Source organism: Micromonospora sp. NPDC047738, from assembly GCF_040642675.1.
In the GTDB taxonomy this organism is placed as follows: domain Bacteria; phylum Actinomycetota; class Actinomycetes; order Mycobacteriales; family Micromonosporaceae; genus Micromonospora.
The window spans coordinates 581344-600186 of record NZ_JBEYSO010000001.1; the positions used below are offsets into that span (position 1 = coordinate 581344).

19 protein-coding genes are annotated in these 18843 nt (G+C 73.7%); 1 reads left to right on the forward strand and 18 read right to left on the reverse strand.

What is annotated here, in order from left to right; genetic code table 11:
- Window positions 1–3: 3 nt before the first annotated feature.
- Genes ABZ783_RS02690 through kdgD form a run of 7 tightly spaced genes read right to left on the reverse strand, consistent with a single transcriptional unit; the run spans window position 4 to window position 8277 of the window.
- Window positions 4–1182, reverse strand: a complete 1179-nt coding sequence (locus ABZ783_RS02690; RefSeq protein ID WP_357434023.1) for a mandelate racemase/muconate lactonizing enzyme family protein — start codon at window positions 1180–1182, stop codon at window positions 4–6.
- 2 nt (window positions 1183–1184) lie between these two features.
- Window positions 1185–2744 carry a tripartite tricarboxylate transporter permease gene (locus ABZ783_RS02695; protein WP_357434026.1) on the reverse strand — a complete coding sequence of 520 codons (1560 nt, stop codon included), beginning with the start codon at window positions 2742–2744 and terminating at the stop codon, window positions 1185–1187.
- Window positions 2745–2769: 25 nt separating this feature from the next.
- The gene (locus ABZ783_RS02700; RefSeq protein ID WP_357434028.1) at window positions 2770–3336 is read right to left on the reverse strand and encodes a tripartite tricarboxylate transporter TctB family protein; all 567 of its coding nucleotides are present in this window, start codon (window positions 3334–3336) and stop codon (window positions 2770–2772) included.
- Window positions 3337–3338: 2 nt separating this feature from the next.
- On the reverse strand, window positions 3339–4349 hold the full coding sequence (locus ABZ783_RS02705; RefSeq protein ID WP_357434030.1) for a tripartite tricarboxylate transporter substrate binding protein: 1011 nt from the start codon (window positions 4347–4349) through the stop codon (window positions 3339–3341).
- Window positions 4350–4384: 35 nt separating this feature from the next.
- Complete coding sequence (gudD, locus tag ABZ783_RS02710) at window positions 4385–5752, reverse strand: glucarate dehydratase (protein ID WP_357434032.1); 1368 nt, start codon at window positions 5750–5752, stop codon at window positions 4385–4387.
- A 3-nt stretch (window positions 5753–5755) separates the two neighbouring features.
- The gene (locus tag ABZ783_RS02715; protein WP_357434034.1) at window positions 5756–7357 is read right to left on the reverse strand and encodes an aldehyde dehydrogenase (NADP(+)); all 1602 of its coding nucleotides are present in this window, start codon (window positions 7355–7357) and stop codon (window positions 5756–5758) included.
- A gap of 5 nt (window positions 7358–7362) precedes the next feature.
- Complete coding sequence (kdgD, locus tag ABZ783_RS02720; RefSeq protein ID WP_357434036.1) at window positions 7363–8277, reverse strand: 5-dehydro-4-deoxyglucarate dehydratase; 915 nt, start codon at window positions 8275–8277, stop codon at window positions 7363–7365.
- Between the two features lie 116 nt (window positions 8278–8393).
- On the opposite strand from kdgD, the gene ABZ783_RS02725 reads away from it, so the two are divergent.
- Window positions 8394–9275, forward strand: a complete 882-nt coding sequence (locus tag ABZ783_RS02725; protein ID WP_357434038.1) for a LysR family transcriptional regulator — start codon at window positions 8394–8396, stop codon at window positions 9273–9275.
- Window positions 9276–9299: 24 nt separating this feature from the next.
- On the opposite strand, the gene rdgB is transcribed toward ABZ783_RS02725, so the two are convergent.
- From rdgB to ABZ783_RS02780, 11 genes are all read right to left on the reverse strand, one after another.
- Window positions 9300–9917: an RdgB/HAM1 family non-canonical purine NTP pyrophosphatase gene (gene rdgB, locus ABZ783_RS02730; RefSeq protein WP_357434040.1), complete on the reverse strand. Its 618-nt coding sequence runs from the start codon at window positions 9915–9917 to the stop codon at window positions 9300–9302.
- 52 nt (window positions 9918–9969) lie between these two features.
- On the reverse strand, window positions 9970–10695 hold the full coding sequence (gene rph, locus ABZ783_RS02735) for a ribonuclease PH (protein ID WP_357434042.1): 726 nt from the start codon (window positions 10693–10695) through the stop codon (window positions 9970–9972).
- A 159-nt stretch (window positions 10696–10854) separates the two neighbouring features.
- Entirely contained in the window at window positions 10855–11988 is a 1134-nt protein-coding gene (locus ABZ783_RS02740; RefSeq protein ID WP_357434044.1) for a glycosyltransferase, read from the reverse strand.
- 20 nt (window positions 11989–12008) lie between these two features.
- Window positions 12009–13151: a glycosyltransferase family 1 protein gene (locus ABZ783_RS02745; protein WP_357434046.1), complete on the reverse strand. Its 1143-nt coding sequence runs from the start codon at window positions 13149–13151 to the stop codon at window positions 12009–12011.
- A 92-nt stretch (window positions 13152–13243) separates the two neighbouring features.
- Window positions 13244–13990, reverse strand: coding sequence for an MBL fold metallo-hydrolase (locus ABZ783_RS02750; RefSeq protein ID WP_357434048.1), 747 nt, complete (start codon window positions 13988–13990; stop codon window positions 13244–13246).
- Window positions 13991–14215: 225 nt separating this feature from the next.
- The gene (locus tag ABZ783_RS02755) at window positions 14216–15181 is read right to left on the reverse strand and encodes a pyridoxal-phosphate dependent enzyme (RefSeq protein WP_357434050.1); all 966 of its coding nucleotides are present in this window, start codon (window positions 15179–15181) and stop codon (window positions 14216–14218) included.
- Between the two features lie 11 nt (window positions 15182–15192).
- The gene (locus ABZ783_RS02760) at window positions 15193–15546 is read right to left on the reverse strand and encodes a MoaD/ThiS family protein (RefSeq protein WP_357434052.1); all 354 of its coding nucleotides are present in this window, start codon (window positions 15544–15546) and stop codon (window positions 15193–15195) included.
- A gap of 71 nt (window positions 15547–15617) precedes the next feature.
- Window positions 15618–16106: a M67 family metallopeptidase gene (locus ABZ783_RS02765; protein WP_357434054.1), complete on the reverse strand. Its 489-nt coding sequence runs from the start codon at window positions 16104–16106 to the stop codon at window positions 15618–15620.
- 55 nt (window positions 16107–16161) lie between these two features.
- Complete coding sequence (locus ABZ783_RS02770; protein WP_357434301.1) at window positions 16162–16659, reverse strand: DUF2017 domain-containing protein; 498 nt, start codon at window positions 16657–16659, stop codon at window positions 16162–16164.
- Window positions 16660–16661: 2 nt separating this feature from the next.
- Window positions 16662–16952, reverse strand: a complete 291-nt coding sequence (gene clpS / locus ABZ783_RS02775) for an ATP-dependent Clp protease adapter ClpS (RefSeq protein WP_357434056.1) — start codon at window positions 16950–16952, stop codon at window positions 16662–16664.
- Window positions 16953–17067: 115 nt separating this feature from the next.
- On the reverse strand, window positions 17068–18642 hold the full coding sequence (locus ABZ783_RS02780; protein ID WP_357434058.1) for a hypothetical protein: 1575 nt from the start codon (window positions 18640–18642) through the stop codon (window positions 17068–17070).
- Window positions 18643–18843 lie beyond the last annotated feature (201 nt).

Genomic DNA, 18843 nt, shown 5'->3' on the forward strand with positions numbered 1-18843 from the left:
CGGTCAGGGCCGCGCGCCGGTCTCCGTCCGGGCGACCGTCCAGGCCTCGGCCTGCTCGCTGAGCGTGACGCCGAGGCCGGGCCGGTCGGGGACGACCATCCGGCCGTCCCGCAGCTCCAGCCGCTCGTTGAAGAGCGGCTCCAGCCAGTCGAAGTGTTCCACCCAGGTCTCCCCCGGGTACGCGGCGGACAGGTGCAGGTGGATCTCCATGGCGAAGTGCGGGGCCATCGACAGTCCCTTGTGGTCGGCCAGGGTGGTGATCCGCAGGAACTGGGTGATGCCGCCGACCCGGGGCGCGTCCGGCTGGATGAAGTCCACCGCGTCGGCCTCGATCAGCCGCCAGTGCTCGGCCGGGCTGGTCAGCATCTCCCCGGTGGCGATGGGGGTGTCCAGGGTGGCGGCCAGCCGGGCGTGCCCCTCGACGTCGTACGCGTCCAGCGGCTCCTCGATCCAGACCAGGTTCAGCGGTTCCATGGCCCGGCCGAACCGCTGGGCGGTGCGCCGGTCCCACTGCTGGTTGGCGTCGATCATGAGGGGGAACCGGTCGCCGAGCGTCTCCCGGACCGCGGTAACCCGCTTGAGGTCGGCCGCGGTGTCCGGCTGCCCCACCTTGATCTTGATGCCGCCGATGCCGCCGGCGACCAGCGCCCGGGCGTTGTCCAGCACCTCCTCCAGCGGGCTGGACAGGAAGCCGCCGGAGGTGTTGTAGCAGGGCACCGAGTCGCGGTGGGCGCCGAGCAGCTTGGCCAGCGGCAGGCCGGCCCGCTTCGCCTTGAGGTCCCACAGGGCGATGTCGAGCGCGGCGATCGCCTGGGTGGCCAGGCCGCTGCGGCCGACCGAGGCGCCGGCCCAGACCAGCTTCTGCCACAGCCGGGCGATGTCGTTGGGGTCCTCGCCGACAAGCTCCGGTGCCACCTCGGCGGCGTGGGCGAACAGGCCCCGGCCGCCGGCCCGCTTCGAGTAGCTGAAGCCCAGGCCGTGGTGGCCGTCGGCGGTGACCACGTCGGCGAAGAGGAACGCCACCTCGGTCAGCGGCTTCTGCCGGCCGGTGAGCACCTTGGCGTCGCTGATCGGGGTGCGCAGCGGCAGGTACACCAGGCGCAGGCCGACCCAGGCGATGCGGTCGCCGGAGGCGGCAGGGGACGAAGCGGCGGCCGGGTGCGCCGCGGCGGGAGAGGTCACCATCACTCCTCGGTTCGGGTGGCGGCGACGGCGAGGCCGCCGTCGGGGGTCGGGGTGGTCACCTGGTGCTCGACCTGGGCGGCCTGCCGGCCGCGGACGGCCCGCAGCGCCGGTACGACGACCACGGTCAGCACCAGCAGGGCGACCAGCGCCGCCGAGACGGGACGCTGGACGAAGCCGGTGAAGTCGCCCTCGAAGAGGCGCATCGATCGGCGGAACGACGACTCGAGCAGCTCGCCGAGGACGAACGCCAGCACGAACGGGCCGGGCTCGAAACCGAGCTTCTTCATCCCGTAGCCGACCAGGCCGAGCGCGACCACGAGGAACATGTCGAAGACGTTGTTCCGGATGCTGTAGACACCGACCATGGTGATCAGCACGGTGAGCGGGGCCAGGATACCGGCCCGTACCCGCAGCAGGCGGACGAAGACGCCGATCAGCGGGATGCTCAGCAGCAGCAGGAAGATGTTCCCCACGTACATGGAGTTGACCACGCCCCAGAACACGTCCGGGTGCTCGGTGATGAGCTGCGGCCCGGGCGGGATGCCCTGCAGCAGCAGCGCGCCGAAGAGCACCGCCATGGTCGCGTTCGCCGGTACGCCGAGGGTCAGCAGCGGGATGAAGGACGAGGTCGCGGCGGCGTTGTTGGCGCTCTCCGGGCCGGCGACGCCCTCGATGGCGCCCTTGCCGAACCGGGACGGGTCCTTCGCCGCCCGCTTCTCCACGGCGTATGCGACCAGCGAGGACATGGTGGCGCCCCCGCCGGGGAGCACCCCGAGGACGAAGCCGACCACGGAGCCGCGCAGCACGGCCAGCCGGGACCGCAGCCACTCCGGCCGGGTCGGGATCGCTCGCCCGAAGGACAGCACGGCCGGTTGGGGTCGCAGCCGGTGTTCCAGGTTGTAGAGGATCTCCCCCACCCCGAACAGCCCCATGGCGACGATGACGAAGTCGATGCCGTCGGCGAGCTGGTCGCTGCCGAAGGTGAAGCGGGGGGTGCCCACCATCGGGTCCAGGCCCACGGTGGCCAGCAGCAGGCCGACGCCGGCGGCGGCCACGCTCTTGACCAGGGAGCCGCTGCCGAGGGTGGCGACCATGAAGATGCCGATCAGCGCCAGCAGGGTGTACTCGGCCGGTCCGAACTGCAGGGCGAAGTCGGCGACCAGCGGCGCGATGAGGGTGAGCAGGATGATCGAGGCGGTGCCGCCGATGAACGAGCCGATCGCGGCGATGCCCAGCGCCGAACCGGCCCGGCCCTTGCGGGCCATCTGGTAGCCGTCGAGCGCGGAGACCACGGTCGACGCCTCGCCGGGCAGCCGGAGCAGCACCGAGGTGATGGTGCCGCCGTACTGGGCGCCGTAGAAGATGCCGGCCAGGAGGATGACCGCCGCGGCGGGCTCGATGCCGTACGTGACCGGCAGCAGGATGGCGATGGTGGCCGCGGGTCCCAGCCCGGGCAGCACCCCCACCAGCATGCCCAGCGTCACGCCGAGCAGGCAGTAGAGCAGGTTCTGCGGTTCGAACACCACCGCGAACCCGGACAGCACGGGGGTCAGGTCCATGGTGGATCTCCTCTCTGGCGGAGGGTCAGATGACGATCAGGTGGGGCAGCGGCACCCCGAGCGCGGTGATGAAGAGCCCGTACAGGGCGGCCGTCGTGAGCACCGACACCAGCGCGGTGGTGCGCCATCCCTCGCGCCCGAAGAACCGCAGCCAGAGCACCAGCACCAGCACGGTGGGGATCTCGAAGCCGACGAGCTCGAACAGGAACGCGTAGAGGGCGAGACTGGCGGCGCCGACGAGCACCACGCCGGTGCCCCGGGTGAAGGCCTCGGTGTCCGTCGTCCCGCGGGCGCGCAGCACCAGGGCCACCCCGCTGACCAGCAGCAGCACCGCGACGATCGTCGGCCACAGGCCTGGGCCGGGCTCGGTCAGCGTGCCGAGCCCCAGCCCGTGGGCCAGCCAGAGGGTGGCCAGCCCGAGCAGCACTGGCACCGCGCCCGCCACGGTGGCGAGGACCGGGCCGCCCGGGGAGATCTCCTCCCCGGGCGGCGCGGTCGCGGGCTCCGCGGCCTCCTGCGGCACGGCGGCCGACCCGCCCGGCGTCTCGGGCGGTACGGCGTCGGCCCGGGCGGCCGGTCGGGTGTCGCTCACCGTCATTTCCCGGATCCGAAGGTGAGGCCGAACTTCTTGCTCAGGTCGGCGTACTCCTTGGCGGCGTCGGTCAGGTGCTGGCGCGCCTCCTGGTCGGAAACCTCCCAGCGCTCCATGTAGTTGTCCTTGAGGAACTTGTCGTACGCGGCGTCCTTGCGTGCCTCGGCGAAGGAGTCGGTCAGCTTCTTGGCGACCGCGTCCGGCAGGCCGGTGGGCGCGACGATGAAGCGGCGCTGGTCGACCACCACGTCGAAGCCCTTCTCCGGGGCGGTCGGCACGTCGGGCAGGTAGCTGCTGCGCTTCTCGGAGAAGATCGCGAGCGGGCGGAACTTGCCGGCCTTGATCTGCGGCATGGTCTCGGCGAGGGAGCCGGAGAGAACGTCCACCTGCTTGCCGAGCAGGGCGGTCGCGGCCGGCGCGCCCCCGTCGAAGGGCACGTCGGTGGCCTTGACGTTGGCCGCCTTGAACAGCAGGGCCTGGGAGAGCTGGGCGCCGGTGCCCACGCCGGTGGTGGCGTACCGGAGGGACGGGGCCTTGAGCAGGTCCTCCAGCGTCTGGTACGGCGAGGCCGCGTTGACCACGAGGACGTAGTCCTCCTGGGTGAGCGTGGTGAGGATGGTCATCTTGTCCGGCTGGATGGCGGTGGGGTCCTGCACGGCCAGCGGGGTAATCGCGAAGAGCGACTTCACCAGCAGGGCGATGTTGTAGCCGTCCGGCGCGGACGCCAGCACCTCCTTGCCGCCGACGGCGCCGTTGGCGCCCGGCTTGTTGGTGACGACGACCGACTGTCCGAGCGGCTTCTCGGCGGCCTTGCCGATGGCCCGGCTGATCAGGTCGCCGCTGCCGCCCGGGGCGAACGGCACGGTGAACTGGACCGCGCGGGTCGGGTAGTTGCCGCCCGCGGCGTCCTTGCCGCCCTGCACGCCGGAGCAGGCGGCGACCGGCAGCACGGCGAGCGCGGCGAGGCCGGCCAGCAGCCGGCGGCGGGACGGGGACGGGAGGGGGGATCTCATGACGACTCCTCGTGCGTGTGTGGGGGTGGTGGGGGTCAGCCCCGGACCAGGCACGGACGTTTGGGGTGGAACGTCCAGTCGGGGATGAGGTAGCGCATCGCCTCGGCGTCGTCGCGGGCGCCGAGGCCGTGTTCCAGGTAGAGCTGGTGGGCCGCCTCGACCCGGTCCAGGTCGAGCTCGACGCCGAGGCCCGGCGCGGTGGGGACCGCGATGGCGCCGTCGGCGATGGTCAGCGGGTTCTTCGTGAGCCGCTGGCCGTCCTGCCAGATCCAGTGGGTGTCGATGGCGGTGATCTCGCCGGGCGCGGCGGCCGCGACGTGGGTGAACATCGCCAGCGACACGTCGAAGTGGTTGTTGGAGTGCGAGCCCCAGGTCAGCCCCCAGGCGTCGCACAGCTGGGCGACGCGCACCGAGCCGGCCATGGTCCAGAAGTGCGGGTCGGCCAGCGGGATGTCGACCGCGTCGGCGCGGATCGCGTGGCCCAGCTCCCGCCAGTCGGTGGCGACCATGTTGGTGGCCGTACGCAGGCCGGTGGCCCGGCGGAACTCGGCCAGCACCTCGCGGGCCGAGAAGACCCCCTCGGCGCCGCACGGGTCCTCGGCGTACGCGAGCACGTCGCGCAGCTCGCGGCAGAGCGCGACGGCGTCCCGGAGCAGCCAGCCGCCGTTGGGGTCGAGCGTGATCCGGGCGTCCGGGAATCGCCCGGCCAGCGCCCGCACCGCCTCGGCCTCGACCGGGCCGGGCAGCACCCCGCCCTTGAGTTTGAAGTCGCGGAAGCCGTAGCGGGCCCGGGCCGCCTCGGCCAGGGCGACGACGGCCTCCGGAGTCAGCGCCTCCTCGTGCCGCAGCCGCAGCCAGTCGTCGGCCGCGTCCGGCTCGCTCCGGTACGGCAGGTCGGTCCGGTTGCGGTCGCCGACGAAGAACAGGTACCCGAGGGTGGGCACGCTGCTGCGCTGCTGGCCGTCGCCGAGCAGGGCGGCCACCGGCACCTCCAGGTGCTGGCCGAGCAGGTCCAGCAGCGCCGCCTCCAGCGCGGTCACCACGTGCACGGTGGTTCGCAGGTCGTACGTCTGCGCGCCCCGGCCGCCGGCGTCGCGGTCGGCGAAGCGTGCCCGGACGGCGGCCAGCACGCCGTGGTGCTGGCCGACGGGCCGGCCGAGCACCAGGTCCCGGGCGTCGGAGAGGGTCTGCGTGATGGCCGGGCCGCCGGGCACCTCGCCGACGCCGAGCCGTCCCTCGCTGTCGGTGAGGAGCACCAGGTTGCGGGTGAAGAAGGGGGCGTGCGCGCCGCTGAGGTTCAGCAGCATGGAGTCGTGCCCGGCGACCGGCACGACCCGCATCCCGGTCACCACGGGGGTGCGGGGCGGGGTCACGGTGGGCGCCTCGGCAAGTTGACTGGTCATGGCTCAGTCCCGTCCCGGATGGCCGTCGACGCGTCGCCACAGCCCCAGCGGATTGTCGTCGGCGAGTTCGGCGGGCAGCAGGTCGGCCGGCACGTTCTGGTAGCTCACCGGACGCAGGAAACGGTCGATCGCCAGGGTGCCGACCGAGGTGCTCCGCGGGTCGGAGGTGGCCGGGAAGGGGCCGCCGTGGACCACGGCGTGCCCCACCTCGACCCCGGTGGGCCAGCCGTTGATCAGCACCCGGCCGGCTTTGAGCTCCAGCTCGGCGAGCAGCCGGCGGGCCTGCGGGTGGTCGGCGGGGGCCGCGTGCACGGTGGCGGTGAGCTGCCCGTCGAGCCGGTCGACGATCTCCCGCAGCTGGTCGTCGCCGGTCACCCGGACCACCACGGTCACCGCGCCGAAGACCTCCTCGCGCAGCGCCGGCTCGGCCAGGAACGTCGCGCCGTCGGTGACCAGCAGTCCGGGCCGGCCGGCGCAGGCGATGCCCGCGTCCGCGGCGCCCCGGGCCACGGCGCGTACCCCGTCGAGCGCGGCCAGCCGGTCCACGCCCCGGTCGTACGCGGCGTGGATGCCGGCGGTCAGCATCGGCGCCGCCGGGACGCCCCGGACCGCCTCGGCGGCGGCCGCCACGAACTCGTCGAACCCGTCGCCGTCGGGCAGGAAGACCAGGCCGGGGCTGGTGCAGAGCTGGCCGACGCCGACGGTCACCGAGCCGATCAGGGCGGCGCCCAGCTCGGCGCCGCGCTCGGCCAACGCGCCGGGCAGCACGAACACCGGGTTGACGCTGGACATCTCGGCGTACACCGGGATGGGTTCCGGGCGGGCGGCGGCTGCGGCGACCAGGGCCAGCCCGGCGGCGCGGGAGCCGGTGAACCCGACCGCCCGGATCCGGGGGTGACGGACCAGGGCGGCGCCCAGCCCCGGGCCGTCGCCGTACAGCAGGGAGAAGGTGCCCTCGGGCAGACCGTGCTCGCGTACCGCGGCCTGGACGGCCCGGCCGGCCAGCTCGGACGTGCCGGGGTGGGCCTCGTGCGCCTTCACCACCACGGGGGCGCCGGCGGCCAGCGCCGAGGCGGTGTCGCCGCCGGCGACGGAGAAGGCCAGCGGGAAGTTGCTCGCGCCGAAGACCGCGACCGGGCCGAGCGGGACGCGACGCTGCCGCAGGTCCGGTCGGGGCAGCGGGACCCGGTCGGGCTGGGCGGGATCGATCCGGACGTTGAGCCAGTCGCCGTCGCGGACGACCGAGGCGAAGAGCCGGAGCTGGTTGCAGGTACGGGCTCGTTCGGCGAGCACCCGGGCCGCCGGGATGCCGGTCTCGGCCACCACCCGCTCGATCAGGGTGTCGCCGAGCGCCTCGAGGTTGGCGGCGATGCTCTCCAGGAACGCGGCCCGGGTCGCCAGGTCGGCGTGCCGGTAGCCGTCGAACGCGGTCCAGGCGAGTTCGGCGGCGCGGTCGACCTCGGCGGCGCCGCCCAGGCCGTACGCCGGTTCCAGCGTCCGCCCGCTACGCGGGTCGACGGCCCGGACCTCGCCCTCGTTGCCGTGGACCTCGGCGGAACCGATCAGCATAGCGCCGGTGAGCGGCGTGGTCTCGGTGGTGGTCATGGCGGTCAGCCCAGCTTCTCGATGAGGGTGGCCAGCGCGCCCTGCTCGTCGGCGGTGAGGTCGGTCAGCGGTGGCCGGACCGGGCCGGCGGGGCGGCCGACGATCCGCATCCCGGCCTTGATGATCGAGACCGCGTAGCCGGCCTTGCGGTTCCTGATCTCCAGGTACGGCAGCACGAACTCGTTGAGCCGGGTGTAGACGCCGGCCCGGTCCTGGGCCCGCACGGCGGCGTAGAACTCCAGCGCGAAGGTGGGGGCGAAGTTGAAGATCGCGGACGAGTAGGTGGTGACGCCCAGCTCCAGGTAGGGCAGGGCGAACGTCTCCGCGGTGGGCAGGCCGCCGATGTAGAGCAGCCGGTCGCCGATCGTGGCGTACAGCCGGGTCATCAGCTCGATGTCGCCGACGCCGTCCTTGAAGCCGATCAGGTTGGGGCAGGTCGCCACCAGCTGCTCCATCGTCGGCACGGTGAACCGGCCGTTGGCCCGGTGGTAGACCACCACGCCCAGCGAGGTGGCCGCACAGACCGCCCGGACGTGGGCGGCGAGGCCGTCCTGGCTCGACTCGGTCAGGTACGGCGGGAAGAGCAGGATGCCGTCGGCGCCGGCCCGCTCGGCGTCGCGGGCCAGGTCGACCGCCTGGGCGGTGCCGAAGCCGGCCGGCGCGATGATCGGCGTCGTGCCGCCGCTTGCCGCCACCGCCGCCCGCACCACCCGGGCGATCTCGTCCGGGGTCAGGGAGAAGAACTCCCCGGTGCCGCCCGCGGCGAACAGCCCCGCCGCCGGGTACGAGGCGAGCCAGCTCAGGTTCTCCCGGTACGCGGCCTCGTCGAACTCCAGCTCGGGGGTGAAGTGGGTGACGGGGAAGGACAGCAATCCGCTCCCCAGCACGCGCTGAAGCTCTTCCGGCGTGTGTCGCGTCATCTCGCTGGACTCCTGTTTCGGGTAGGTGACCAGGAGGTTAAGCACCTCGGGTGATACCGGTCCAACACGAGTTGGGCATTGGCTGATACCTTCCCGGCATCATCGCTGGAGGTGCCATGTTCACCCTCGATCAGCTCCGGGGCTTCGTGGCGGTCGCCGAGGAAGGCCACGTCGGGCGGGCGGCCGCCCGGCTGCGGATGACCCAGCCGCCGCTGAGCCGCCAGATCCAGCGGCTGGAGCGCGCCACCGGGCTGCTGCTGTTCGAGCGGACGTCCACCGGCGTCACCCTCACCCCCGCTGGCCGGGTCTTCCTCGACGAGGCCCGGCGGCTGCTCACCCTGGCCGCCACCGCGCCGCTGACCGCGCGCCGGGTCGCCGACGGCACCGCCGGGTCGATCCGGATCGGCTTCACCGCCGTGTCGGCGCTGACCGTGCTCGGGCGCTGGATCGCCACCGCGGCCGAACACCTGCCCGGCGTGGACCTGGTGCTCTCCGAGATGGTCACCCGGGTCCAGCTCGACGCGATCCTCGCCGGCGAGCTGGAGGTGGGGCTGGTCCGCGAGGTGCCGCGCAGCGAGCTGCTCGCCTCCCGGCTGGTTCACACCGAGTCGCTGGTGCTGGCGGCGCCCCGCGACCACCCGCTGACCCGGCTCGGCCGCCCGCCCCGGCTCGCCGACGTCGCCGAACACGACGTGGTCACCTACTCGCCCTCGGAGGCGTGGTACTTCTACGAGCTGGTGGTCGCCGCGTTCCACCAGGCCGGCGTCGCCCCCCGGTACGTCCAGCACATCAGCCAGGTGCACACCCTGCTGTCGGTGGTCAACGCCGGCCTGGGGGTGGCCCTGGTGCCGCGCTCGGCGTCCGCGCTGCGACTGGAGAACCTGGCCTTCCTCGACGTGACCGACATCGAGGAGGGCACGGTGAAGCTGCACTGCGTGTGGCGCACCGGCCACCAGAACCCGGCCCTGGCGGCGCTGCTGGCGCGGGTGACCGGCTGACCAGGCACCCGCGCCGACGCTCGGTCAGGCCGCCGGCAGGAGCACCTTGGCGGCCAGCTTGGCCAGCTCGCGCAGCGCCTTGCCACGGTGGCTGACCGCGTCCTTCTCCTCCGGGGTCAGCTCCGCGTTGGTCCGCTCCTGACCGTCGCCCAGGAAGATCGGGTCGTACCCGAAGCCGCCGTCGCCGCGCGGGGCCCGCAGCAGCCGGCCCGGCTGCCGGCCGTCGACCAGGTGTTCCTTGCCGCTCGGCAGCACCAGCGCCACCGTGCAGACGAAGGCGGCGCCCCGGTGCTCGTCCGCCAGGTCGGCGATCTGGTCCAGCACCAGCTGGAAGTTGGCCCGGTCGTCGCCGTGCCGGCCGGCCCAGCGGGCGCTGAACACGCCCGGCATGCCGTTGAGCGCGTCCACGGCGAGCCCGGAGTCGTCGGCGATGGTCGGCAGGCCGGTACGCCGGCAGCCCTCCCGCGCCTTGATCAGCGCGTTCTCGCCGAAGGTCAGGCCGGTCTCCGGCAGCTCCGGATACTCCTCGACGTCGTCCAGCCCGAGCAGGGCGATCCGGTGCGCGCCGAGCGCGCCGTCGAGGATCCGCTGGAGCTCGACGAGCTTCTTCCGGTTCCGGGTGGCGAGCAGGACCGTGTTCATGAGAGATCACCTTCGTTCGCGACTGCGGGGCTCACAAGCTCGCTCCTCGCGCTCACTGGAGCGCCTTCCGCTGCGCGTCGGCCAGTTCCAGGCAGCCCACCATGCCCAGGTCCAGCAGGGCGTCGAGCTGCTCCCGGGCGAAGACGCCGGCCTCGCCCGTCCCCTGCACCTCGACGAAGTCGCCGGTCCCGGTGCAGACCACGTTCATGTCGACCTCGGCGGCCACGTCCTCCTCGTAGCAGAGGTCCAGGCGCGGCTCGCCGGCGATGATGCCGACGCTGACCGCGGCCACCGAACGGTGCATCACCTTCTCCACCTTGCCGGCCAGGGCCTTGCGCTCGGCCAGCCAGGTCACCGCGTCGTGCAGCGCCACGTACGCGCCGGTGATCGCCGCGGTCCGGGTGCCGCCGTCGGCCTGGAGCACGTCGCAGTCGAGCACGATCGAGTTCTCGCCGAGCGCCTTCAGGTCGATGGAGGCGCGCAGGCTGCGGCCGATCAGCCGGGAGATCTCGTGGGTACGCCCGCCGATCTTCCCGCGCACGCTCTCCCGGTCGGAGCGGGTGTTGGTGGCCCGGGGCAGCATCGCGTACTCGGCGGTGACCCAGCCGAGCCCGGAGCCTTTACGCCAGCGGGGCACCCCCTCGGTCACGCTCGCCGTGCAGAGCACCCGGGTCGCGCCGAACTCGACGAGGACCGAGCCCTCCGGGTGGGTACTCCAGCCCCGGGTCAGGGTCACCGGTCGGAGTTGGTCGGGCCGCCGCCCGTCAGGTCGCGCCATGCCTGCACCTTATGCGGTGTCGTGATCGAAGCGCGCCGCGGTGTGCCCTCTGCCTGGGCGGGTCGGTGGCCCGCGCCTGAAGCGCGGGCCGGTCGGTTCCGTCCGACCCGGCAGTGGCGGGGGCCCTGCTCGCCGCCGGAACGAGCGGAGCGGCACGGGTCAGGGCGGGCCGGGTGCCTCCGTGGCGGGCTCGGCGGGGACCGGTGCAACGCCGTGCGCGCGGAGGAAACCGGCGACTGCGGCGGGCCAGCCGAACTCCTCGGCCCGGCGCCGGGCGGCCGACCGCCGCGCCGCCTCGGGGCGCTGAAGCAGCCGGACGACCGCGGCGGCGATTGCCGACGGGGTGCCGTAGGCGGCCAGCCCGCCCGGCCCGATCACCTCCGGCAGCGCACTGGCCGCGTTGGCCACCACCGGGGTGCCGCTGGCCAGCGCCTCCAGCCCGGCCAGGCCGAAGGTCTCCACCGGACCGGGTGCGAGCACCACGTCCGCGCTGGCCAGCAGCGCGGCGATGGCGGCCCGGTCGGGCAGGAAGCCGGCGAAGTGCACCGGCAGTCCGGCCGCGCGCCGGGCCAGCGTCGCCCGCAGCGGCCCGTCGCCGACCATCACCAGCACCGCGGGTACGCCGGCGCGGCGCAGCCGGGCGAGGGCGGCCACCGCCAGCTCGGGGCGCTTCTCCACCGACAGCCGGGCGCAGTGCACCAGCAGCACCTCGGTGTGGTCGGCGTACCGCTCGCGCAGCACCGGGTCGGCGCGGTCGGGGTGGAACGTGGTCAGGTCGACCCCGAGCGGCACCAGGTCGACGGGCGGGCCGGCGAGCCGGTCGAACTCCTCCGCCGCCCAGCGGGTGGTGCAGACCACCCGGTCGTAGTGGCGCAGGGTCTCCCGGTTGAGCCGGTCGGCGACCCGCCGGGCCGCGGCGCCCGGCAGCCGCCACTGCCCGAGCAGCCCGGTCAGGCTCTCGTGCGAGACCATCACCGACGGCACGCCGTGCGCCCGGGCCCACCGGCCGGTCCAGCGCAGGGTGCTCCGGTCGGAGACCTCCAGCCGGTCGGGCGCCAGGTCGGCGAGCACCCCGGCCAGCCGGCGCCGGTCGGTCAGCAGCCGGTACCCGCCGCTGCCCGGCAGCACCGGTCCCGGCAGCGTGACCACGCGGCCCCACGGCTGCCGGGTGTCGCCGTACCGCTCGCCGGGGATCACCAGCACCGGTTCGTGGCCGGCGGCCAGGTAGCCCTCGCCGAGGTGCCGCAGGGCGGTACGCAGCCCGCCGGAGCGGCCGGTCACGAAGTTGGCCACCCGGACAATGCGGACCCCGCTCACCCGGGGGCCCGGAGGCCGGCGAGCGACGTGCCGGCGACGGCGGCCTGGTAGTGCCCGACCAGTTCGTCCCCGACGGCGCTCCAGCTGCGGCGGCTGACCGCCGCCCGGGCGGCGGTGCCGTACCGGGTCCGGCGGTCGGGGTCGGCGACCAGCTCGGCCACGGCGGCGGCGAGCGCGTCCCCGTCGTCGGGCGGGACCAGCAGCCCGGTCACGCCGGACTCGACCAGGTCGACCGGTCCACCGCTGGCCGGCGCCACCACCGGCACCCCGCTGGCGGCGGCCTCCTGCAGCGTCTGCCCGAACGTCTCGTGCGGGCCGGTGTGGACGAACACGTCGAGGCTGGCGTAGAGGCGGGCCAGCGCCTCCCCGTGCTGCACGCCGAGGAACCGCACCCCGGGCAGGGCGCGTTCGAGTTGCCGGCGGGCCGGGCCGTCGCCGGCCACCACGACCCGTACGCCGGGCAGCCGGGCCGTCGCCGCGAGCAGTTCCACCCGCTTCTCGGGGGCGAGGCGGCCCACGTAGCCGACGAGGAGTTCGCCGCCGGGCGCCAAGGTCCGGCGCAGCGGGTCGCTGCGCCGGGTCGGGTGGAACAGGTCGGCGTCCACGCCCCGCCGCCAGAGCCAGATCCGCTGGATTCCGTTGGCGATCAGGTCGGCGGCGGCACGGGTCGAGGGCGCGAGGTTGCGCTGCGCGCAGTTGTGGATCTCGCGGAGCCGGCGCCAGGCCGCGGCCTCACCCCAGCCGACCCGGTACGCGCGGGCGTAGGAGGCCACGTCGGTCTGGTAGACGGCGACGACGGGCAGGTCGTGCCGGACGGCCAGGGTCGCCCCCGCCGCGCCGAGGACGAACGGGCTGGCGAGGTGGACGACGTCCGGCCGGTGGCCGAGCAGGGCGGCGGCCAGCCCGGCGGTCGGTACGCCGAGCCGGAAGCCCTGGTAGCGCGGCAGCGGCAGGCTGGGGATCCGCACCACGGGGTAGGGGTGCGGTTCGGTGGGTCGGTGCCGGCCCCGGGCCGGCGCGGGCGCGATGACGAGCGGCTCGTGTCCCCGCGCCACGAGGTGTTCGGCGGTCCGGACGACGGAGTTCGCCACGCCGTTCACGTCCGGCGGGAACGACTCGGTCACGATGGCGATCCGCATGGCCCGAGGGTGCGGGCCGGACGGGTGCGTCAGGCGACCAGCCGCTGACGGATCGGCGAACACTACGGCAACGCGGCGCGCCGCCGTCGTGGTCAGACGTCGTAGCAGGCGCCGGGGCGGACCACGTCCAGCGGCCCGACGTACGCCCCGGCCGCCGACTCGACGGTGTGCGCCTCGCTGCCCCAGGCCGCCACCAGATGGGTGAGCAGCAGCCGACCCACCCCCGCCTTGGTGGCCGCCTCGCCGGCCTCCCGGCCGGTCAGGTGCAGGTCCGGCGGATTCTCCACGCCGTCGAGGTAGCTGGCCTCGCAGAGGAATAGGTCGGCGCCCTGGGCGAGGCGCAGCAGCGCGTCGCAGGGCGCGGTGTCCGCCGAGTAGCAGAAAACCCGGCCGTTGTGTTCCAGCCGCACGCCGTACGTCTCGACCGGGTGGTTCATCCGGTCGACGGTGACGGTGAACGGGCCGATCGGGAAGGTGCCGGGCTGGAGCCCGTAGAACTGGTAGACGTCCTCGACCGTGCTGTCCTCCTGCCCGTACGCGCCGGCGATCCGGTCCGGCGCGCCGGAGGGGGCGTAGACCGGCAGGGGCGGGTATGGGCCGTCCGGGGCGTAGCGGCGCACCACCACGTAGGACGCCGCGTCGAGCATGTGGTCGCAGTGCAGGTGGGTGAGGAGGATGGCGTCGGGGGCGTGCAGCCCGACGTAGCGCTGGAGGGTGGAGAGCGCCCCCGGGCCGAAATCGATCAGGAGGCGGAAGCCCTCCGCCTCCACCAGGTAGGCGGAGCAGGGGGACTCGGGGCCGGGGAAGCTGCCCGCGCAGCCGAGGACGGTCAGTCGCATCCGGTCGCCCCGATGTCACGCTTCGTAGTCGAAACGCCGGCAGTCGCTCCGCCGATGATCACAACCGACGCGTACGCCACGCTGCGCAGCCTACGCGTCGGTCCGGGCGGGCAAGAATGATCCAACGGAAGTTGTCATCAACGTGACACCCGTACACGTCCGATGCCGACACGGCGGGGGCGGGCCGGCCGGCGGATGACGCCGACCGGCCCGAACCGCCAACGGTCAGGCCCAGAGCTGCCCCTCGAGAGCGTCCTCGGCGTCCGCCAGGGTGCCCCCGTACGCCCCGGTCGACAGGTATTTCCAGCCGCCGTCGGCGACCACGAACGCGACGTCGGCCGGGCGGCCCGCCCGGACCGCCTCGTGCGCCACCGCCAGGGCGGCGTGCAGGATCGCGCCGGTGGAGAAGCCGGCGAAGATCCCCTCCACCTCGACAAGCTGCCGGGTACGCAGCACCGCGTCCCGGGTGCCCACCGAGAACCGCCGGGAGAGCACCCCCGCGTCGTAGAGCTCGGGGACGTAGCCCTCGTCGATGTTGCGCAGGCCGTAGACCAGCTCGCCGTAACGGGGCTCGGCGGCGACGATCTGGATGCCGTCGACCTTCTCCCGCAGGAAGCGTCCGGTGCCCATCAGGGTGCCGGTGGTGCCCAGACCGGCCACGAAGTGGGTGATCGTGGGCAGGTCGTGCAGCAGCTCCGGCCCGGTCGTCTCGTAGTGCGCCCGGGCGTTCGCCTCGTTGCCGTACTGATAGAGCATCACCCAGTCGGGGTGCTCGGCGGCGATCTGCTTCGCGGTGGCGACGGCCTGGTTCGAGCCGCCGGCGGCCGGCGAGAAGATGATCTCCGCGCCGTACATCCGGAGCAGCTGGACGCGCTCAGTGGAGACGTTCTCCGGCATCACGCAGACCAGCCGGTATCCGCGCAGCTTGGCCACCATGGCCAGGGAGATTCCGGTGTTGCCGCTGGTCGGTTCCAGGATGGTGTCACCCGGCCGGAGCTGCCCCGCCGCCTCGGCCGCGCGGACCATGAACAGGGCGGCCCGGTCCTTGATGCTGCCGGTCGGGTTCCGGTCCTCCAACTTGGCCCAGAGCCGCACCGGCGGCGCCCCGTCGGGCACCGTCGGCGAGAGCCGGGGCAACCCGATCAGGGGCGTACCGCCGCAGGCATCGAGCAGGCTGTCGTACCGCGCCATGACGGCCGCCGTCAGCGGCGCGCTGCGCGCACGCCAGCCGCCGCGGCGGCACTGTGCTGCGCGATCGCGGCTGCCGCCGCGAAGCCGAACGCGCCGCCCGCCACGGCCGGCAGGATGGTGACGCTGTCACCGTCGTTGAGCTTGGCGTCGAGCGCGCCGAGGAAACGGACGTCCTCGTCGTTGACGTAGACGTTGACGAACCGGTGCAGCGCTCCGGCGTCGGTGACCAGCCGGGCCTTCAGGCCGGCGTGCCGGGCGTCCAGGTCGGTGAGCAGGTCGGCGAGCGTGTCGCCGGTGCCCTCGACGACCTTCACGCCGCCGGTGTAGCTGCGCAGGATGGTGGGGATGCGAACCTCGATGGCCATGATGTCTCGTGCTCCTTGAACGGGTAGTGCCAGGTGACGGGGGAAAGAAGGAGGTGCCGGCGCTGAAAAGGTCAGCGGCCGGAACACTCGTAGTCGACCGTCGCCGGGCTCTGCCCGAACATGTAGGACTGGACGGCGTGCGGGTCCACGGCGGCATCCACGATCCGGACCGGCTCCTCGGTCACCACCCCGTCGACGATGCGGAAGGAGCGGATCTCCTCCGTGTCGGGTTCGCGGGTCGAGACGAGCAGGTAGTGCGCTCGCGGCTCACCGGCGAAGGAGATGTCCGTCCGGGACGGATACGCCTCCGTCGCGGTGTGCGAGTGGTAGATGACGACCGCCTCCTCGTCGCGGTCGTCCATCTCCCGCCACAACCGCAGCTGCTCCATCGAGTCGAACTCGTAGAAGGTCATGGAGCGGGCGGCGTTCTCCATCGGGATGTGCCGGGTCGGGGTGTCGCTGCCGGCGGGACCGGCGACCACGCCGCACGCCTCGTCCGGGTGGTCCCGACGCGCGTGGGCCACGATCGCGTCGATGATCGACCGGTCGATGCTCAGCACGCCGACCAGCGTAGCGCCTGGGCGTCACGGGCGGCGAGGTGGTGACCGTCACGAATCAGTCGATCAGGGCGTTGAGCAGGGATTCCTGCAGATACCCGAGGTACGCGTAGACCGACAGTTGGAACACCCGGGAGGAGGTCGGGTCCGCGGCGACCGCGTCGTCGAGCTCCTCCCCGAGGTCCATGCCGTCCTTGATCTCCAGCCGGACCCCCATGGCCAGCCGGGCGTCGTTGAGCGCCCGCAGCCACGCCTCGGCCGCCTCCGCGTCGAGGCGCACCTCGCCGCCGGCCTCACCGTCGGGCAGCGCGGCGAGGATGGCGCCGGCCTGGTCGATCTTGGCGGTCTTGAGGTCACCCTCGGTGTAGCGGCGGAACTCCGCGGCGCTCGCCGCGTCCTCCGGGTAGACCGCGGGGAACAGCCGGCCGACCACCGGGTCGCCGTGGTCGAAGCCGTCGGTGAGCAGGCCGACCACCTCGGAGGCGACCTTGCGCAGCACCCGGACCTCGTCCACCGCGAAGGTGGCCACGTAGCGGTCGCCCTGGCGACGGAACATGCTCACGACCGGTCCACCGTCGCCCACAGGCCGTACGCGTGCAGCTGCGACGCGTCGTGCTCCATCCGCTCCCGGGCGCCACTGGAGACGACCGCCTTGCCCTTGTGGTGCACATCCAGCATGAGCTGCTCGGCCTTCTCTCGGCTGTACCCGAAGAGCTTCTGGAACACCCAGGTCACGTACGTCATGAGGTTGACCGGATCGTCCCAGACGATGGTCACCCAGGGCCGGTCGGAAGCCGGCACCTCTTCAGTGTCCGGCGTCTCGACCGGCGCAACCTGTGGAGCCGCCATGCCCCCCATCGTGCCACCGGATCCGGGGAACCGATGAACCGGAACGTCACCCCGGCCCGGATCACCCGCCCGGGCCGCCCACGGCGACCCGGCCGGCCGGCCGGCGAGCCCGACCTCAGGCGAGCAGGATGCCGTGGTCGACAGCATCGGTGAGCACCGCCCCCAGCGAGAGCCGGATCACCTCGAAGCGACGGGACACCTCGCGGGACAGTTCCAGCTCGACCTCCCGCAGTGCCCGCTGCGACCAGGAGCGGGCGCTGTTCGGGTCGTCGTTGCCGGGAACGCGCCAGTGCTGCCAGCAGCCGCCGGAGAGCGCCACCCCGATGGGCGGCAGCACCTCGTCGCGGGCCGCACCGGGGAAGCCGGCCAGGGCGTCCGTCGCCCCGGTGCCGCTCAGCCCGGCCACCCCGGCCGTGCTGGTGACCAGGAGCACCCGGTCCAGCTCCCCGCCGACCGGCTGGTCGGCGAGGCCCCACCGGACGGCGTGGGTGATCCGGCGCCGCACCCCCTCCGCCAGGGGCGCGCCGAAGACCCGGGCCGCCAGGTCATCGACGATGCTCCGGACCGCCTCGTCGCACTGGGCGGTGGCGAGCAGCGACAACGCCTCCATCTCCCGGTCGAGCAGCTGCGGCAGGCCCGCGCAGCCGACCCCGAAGACGATCTCCTGCACCACCCGGAGGTGGATGTTGGCCAGTTCCAGGGCGAGGTGCTGGCGGATCCGCTGGGCGCACGAGCGGGCCTGACGGTCGAGGCGATCGGTGAGGTCGCCCGGGTCGAGCCCGGGCAGGACGGCCACCCGGTGGTGCACGCCGGGCGGCTCCGGCGGGTGGGCGCTGGCCCGCCGCAGTCCCTCGTCCGCCGCCCAGCCCACCAGGGCGCGGCGCAGGGCCGAGTGGTCCGCCTGCCGCACCGGGTACCAGCGGGCCGAGGCGAGGCCGGGCACCGCGGACAGCAGGGCCGCCCGGTGCGCCGCCAGGGAGACCTCCGCCGGGTCGACCCGGCGGTCCGCCGCACGCGGCCCGGGCGGCCGGGCACGACCGGCCGACGCGACGGACGCCCCCGGGTCCTCCGTCGTCGTCGGGCCGGCCGCCGGGGCCGCCCAGCCGGCCGCCCCGGGGGTGACCGCGAAGAACACCTCGACCCGGGCCCGGGCCACCTCCGCCAGCAGGTGCAGCTCGGCGGCGGTGAACGCCTGGTCGGCGGAGATCACGAAGAGCAGGGCGCCGGCCCGGCCGACCGCGTCGAGCAGCACCTGGTCACCGGCGACGCCGAGGGAGCCGGTGTCCGGCGTGTCGAGCACCGAAAAATGGCGCAGCAGCGGGTCGGGCAGGCTCAGCTCCACCCGGCGCGGCGGACGGGCCAGTGCGGGGCCGGCCGCGAGCGGATCCGCGCCGTACGAGTGCGGCTGGCGGTAGCCCGGCACGTACGCGGCGCGGGTCGGCACCTTGGCGTGGTTGACGAGCAGGCAACTGCCGGCGGGCACGGCCAGCATGCCGGGCGCCACCTCGAGCAGGCCGGCGAGCAGCTCGCGCCGACCGGCGCCGGCCGGACCCGCGACGACGACGGCCAGCGGCTCCTCGGGGCAGGGCTCGGTCACCCCGAGCCGGGTTGGCAGCGGGGCGCAGCGGGTTCGCTCGGCCGGCGCGCCCGGTTCGGACACGTCGACCGAGGGCAGCGGACGCCGCTTCATGAGATGGCCTCCCAACCAGGCGACCGGGTTGCGGACCGCGTCGCGTGGGAAATCCTGCGGTTAATCTGGGCTGCCGGAAGAGTACTTCTGTCGCAAGTCCGACAGCGAACACTCCCGATACTCAGGGCTGATCGGCCAGTTACTCAACTTCGGTGCGTGACGCTCTGCGCGCGGACGGATTACCGTCGATATGCTGCTGGG

What these genes read in the sequence shown, in the direction of transcription:
- gudD (WP_357434032.1), bottom strand. Translation starts at nt 5,752, where the DNA reads ATGACCAGTCAACTTGCCGAGGCGCCCACCGTGACCCCGCCCCGCACC.
- ABZ783_RS02755 (WP_357434050.1), bottom strand. Translation starts at nt 15,181, where the DNA reads ATGGCGCGGTACGACAGCCTGCTCGATGCCTGCGGCGGTACGCCCCTG.
- ABZ783_RS02770 (WP_357434301.1), bottom strand. Translation starts at nt 16,659, where the DNA reads ATGTTCCGTCGCCAGGGCGACCGCTACGTGGCCACCTTCGCGGTGGAC.
- kdgD (WP_357434036.1), bottom strand. Translation starts at nt 8,277, where the DNA reads ATGACGCGACACACGCCGGAAGAGCTTCAGCGCGTGCTGGGGAGCGGA.
- ABZ783_RS02705 (WP_357434030.1), bottom strand. Translation starts at nt 4,349, where the DNA reads ATGAGATCCCCCCTCCCGTCCCCGTCCCGCCGCCGGCTGCTGGCCGGC.
- rph (WP_357434042.1), bottom strand. Translation starts at nt 10,695, where the DNA reads ATGGCGCGACCTGACGGGCGGCGGCCCGACCAACTCCGACCGGTGACC.
- ABZ783_RS02745 (WP_357434046.1), bottom strand. Translation starts at nt 13,151, where the DNA reads ATGCGGATCGCCATCGTGACCGAGTCGTTCCCGCCGGACGTGAACGGC.
- ABZ783_RS02760 (WP_357434052.1), bottom strand. Translation starts at nt 15,546, where the DNA reads ATGGCCATCGAGGTTCGCATCCCCACCATCCTGCGCAGCTACACCGGC.
- ABZ783_RS02780 (WP_357434058.1), bottom strand. Translation starts at nt 18,642, where the DNA reads ATGAAGCGGCGTCCGCTGCCCTCGGTCGACGTGTCCGAACCGGGCGCG.
- ABZ783_RS02725 (WP_357434038.1), top strand. Translation starts at nt 8,394, where the DNA reads ATGTTCACCCTCGATCAGCTCCGGGGCTTCGTGGCGGTCGCCGAGGAA.
- rdgB (WP_357434040.1), bottom strand. Translation starts at nt 9,917, where the DNA reads ATGAACACGGTCCTGCTCGCCACCCGGAACCGGAAGAAGCTCGTCGAG.
- ABZ783_RS02695 (WP_357434026.1), bottom strand. Translation starts at nt 2,744, where the DNA reads ATGGACCTGACCCCCGTGCTGTCCGGGTTCGCGGTGGTGTTCGAACCG.
- clpS (WP_357434056.1), bottom strand. Translation starts at nt 16,952, where the DNA reads ATGGCGGCTCCACAGGTTGCGCCGGTCGAGACGCCGGACACTGAAGAG.
- ABZ783_RS02715 (WP_357434034.1), bottom strand. Translation starts at nt 7,357, where the DNA reads ATGACCACCACCGAGACCACGCCGCTCACCGGCGCTATGCTGATCGGT.
- ABZ783_RS02750 (WP_357434048.1), bottom strand. Translation starts at nt 13,990, where the DNA reads ATGCGACTGACCGTCCTCGGCTGCGCGGGCAGCTTCCCCGGCCCCGAG.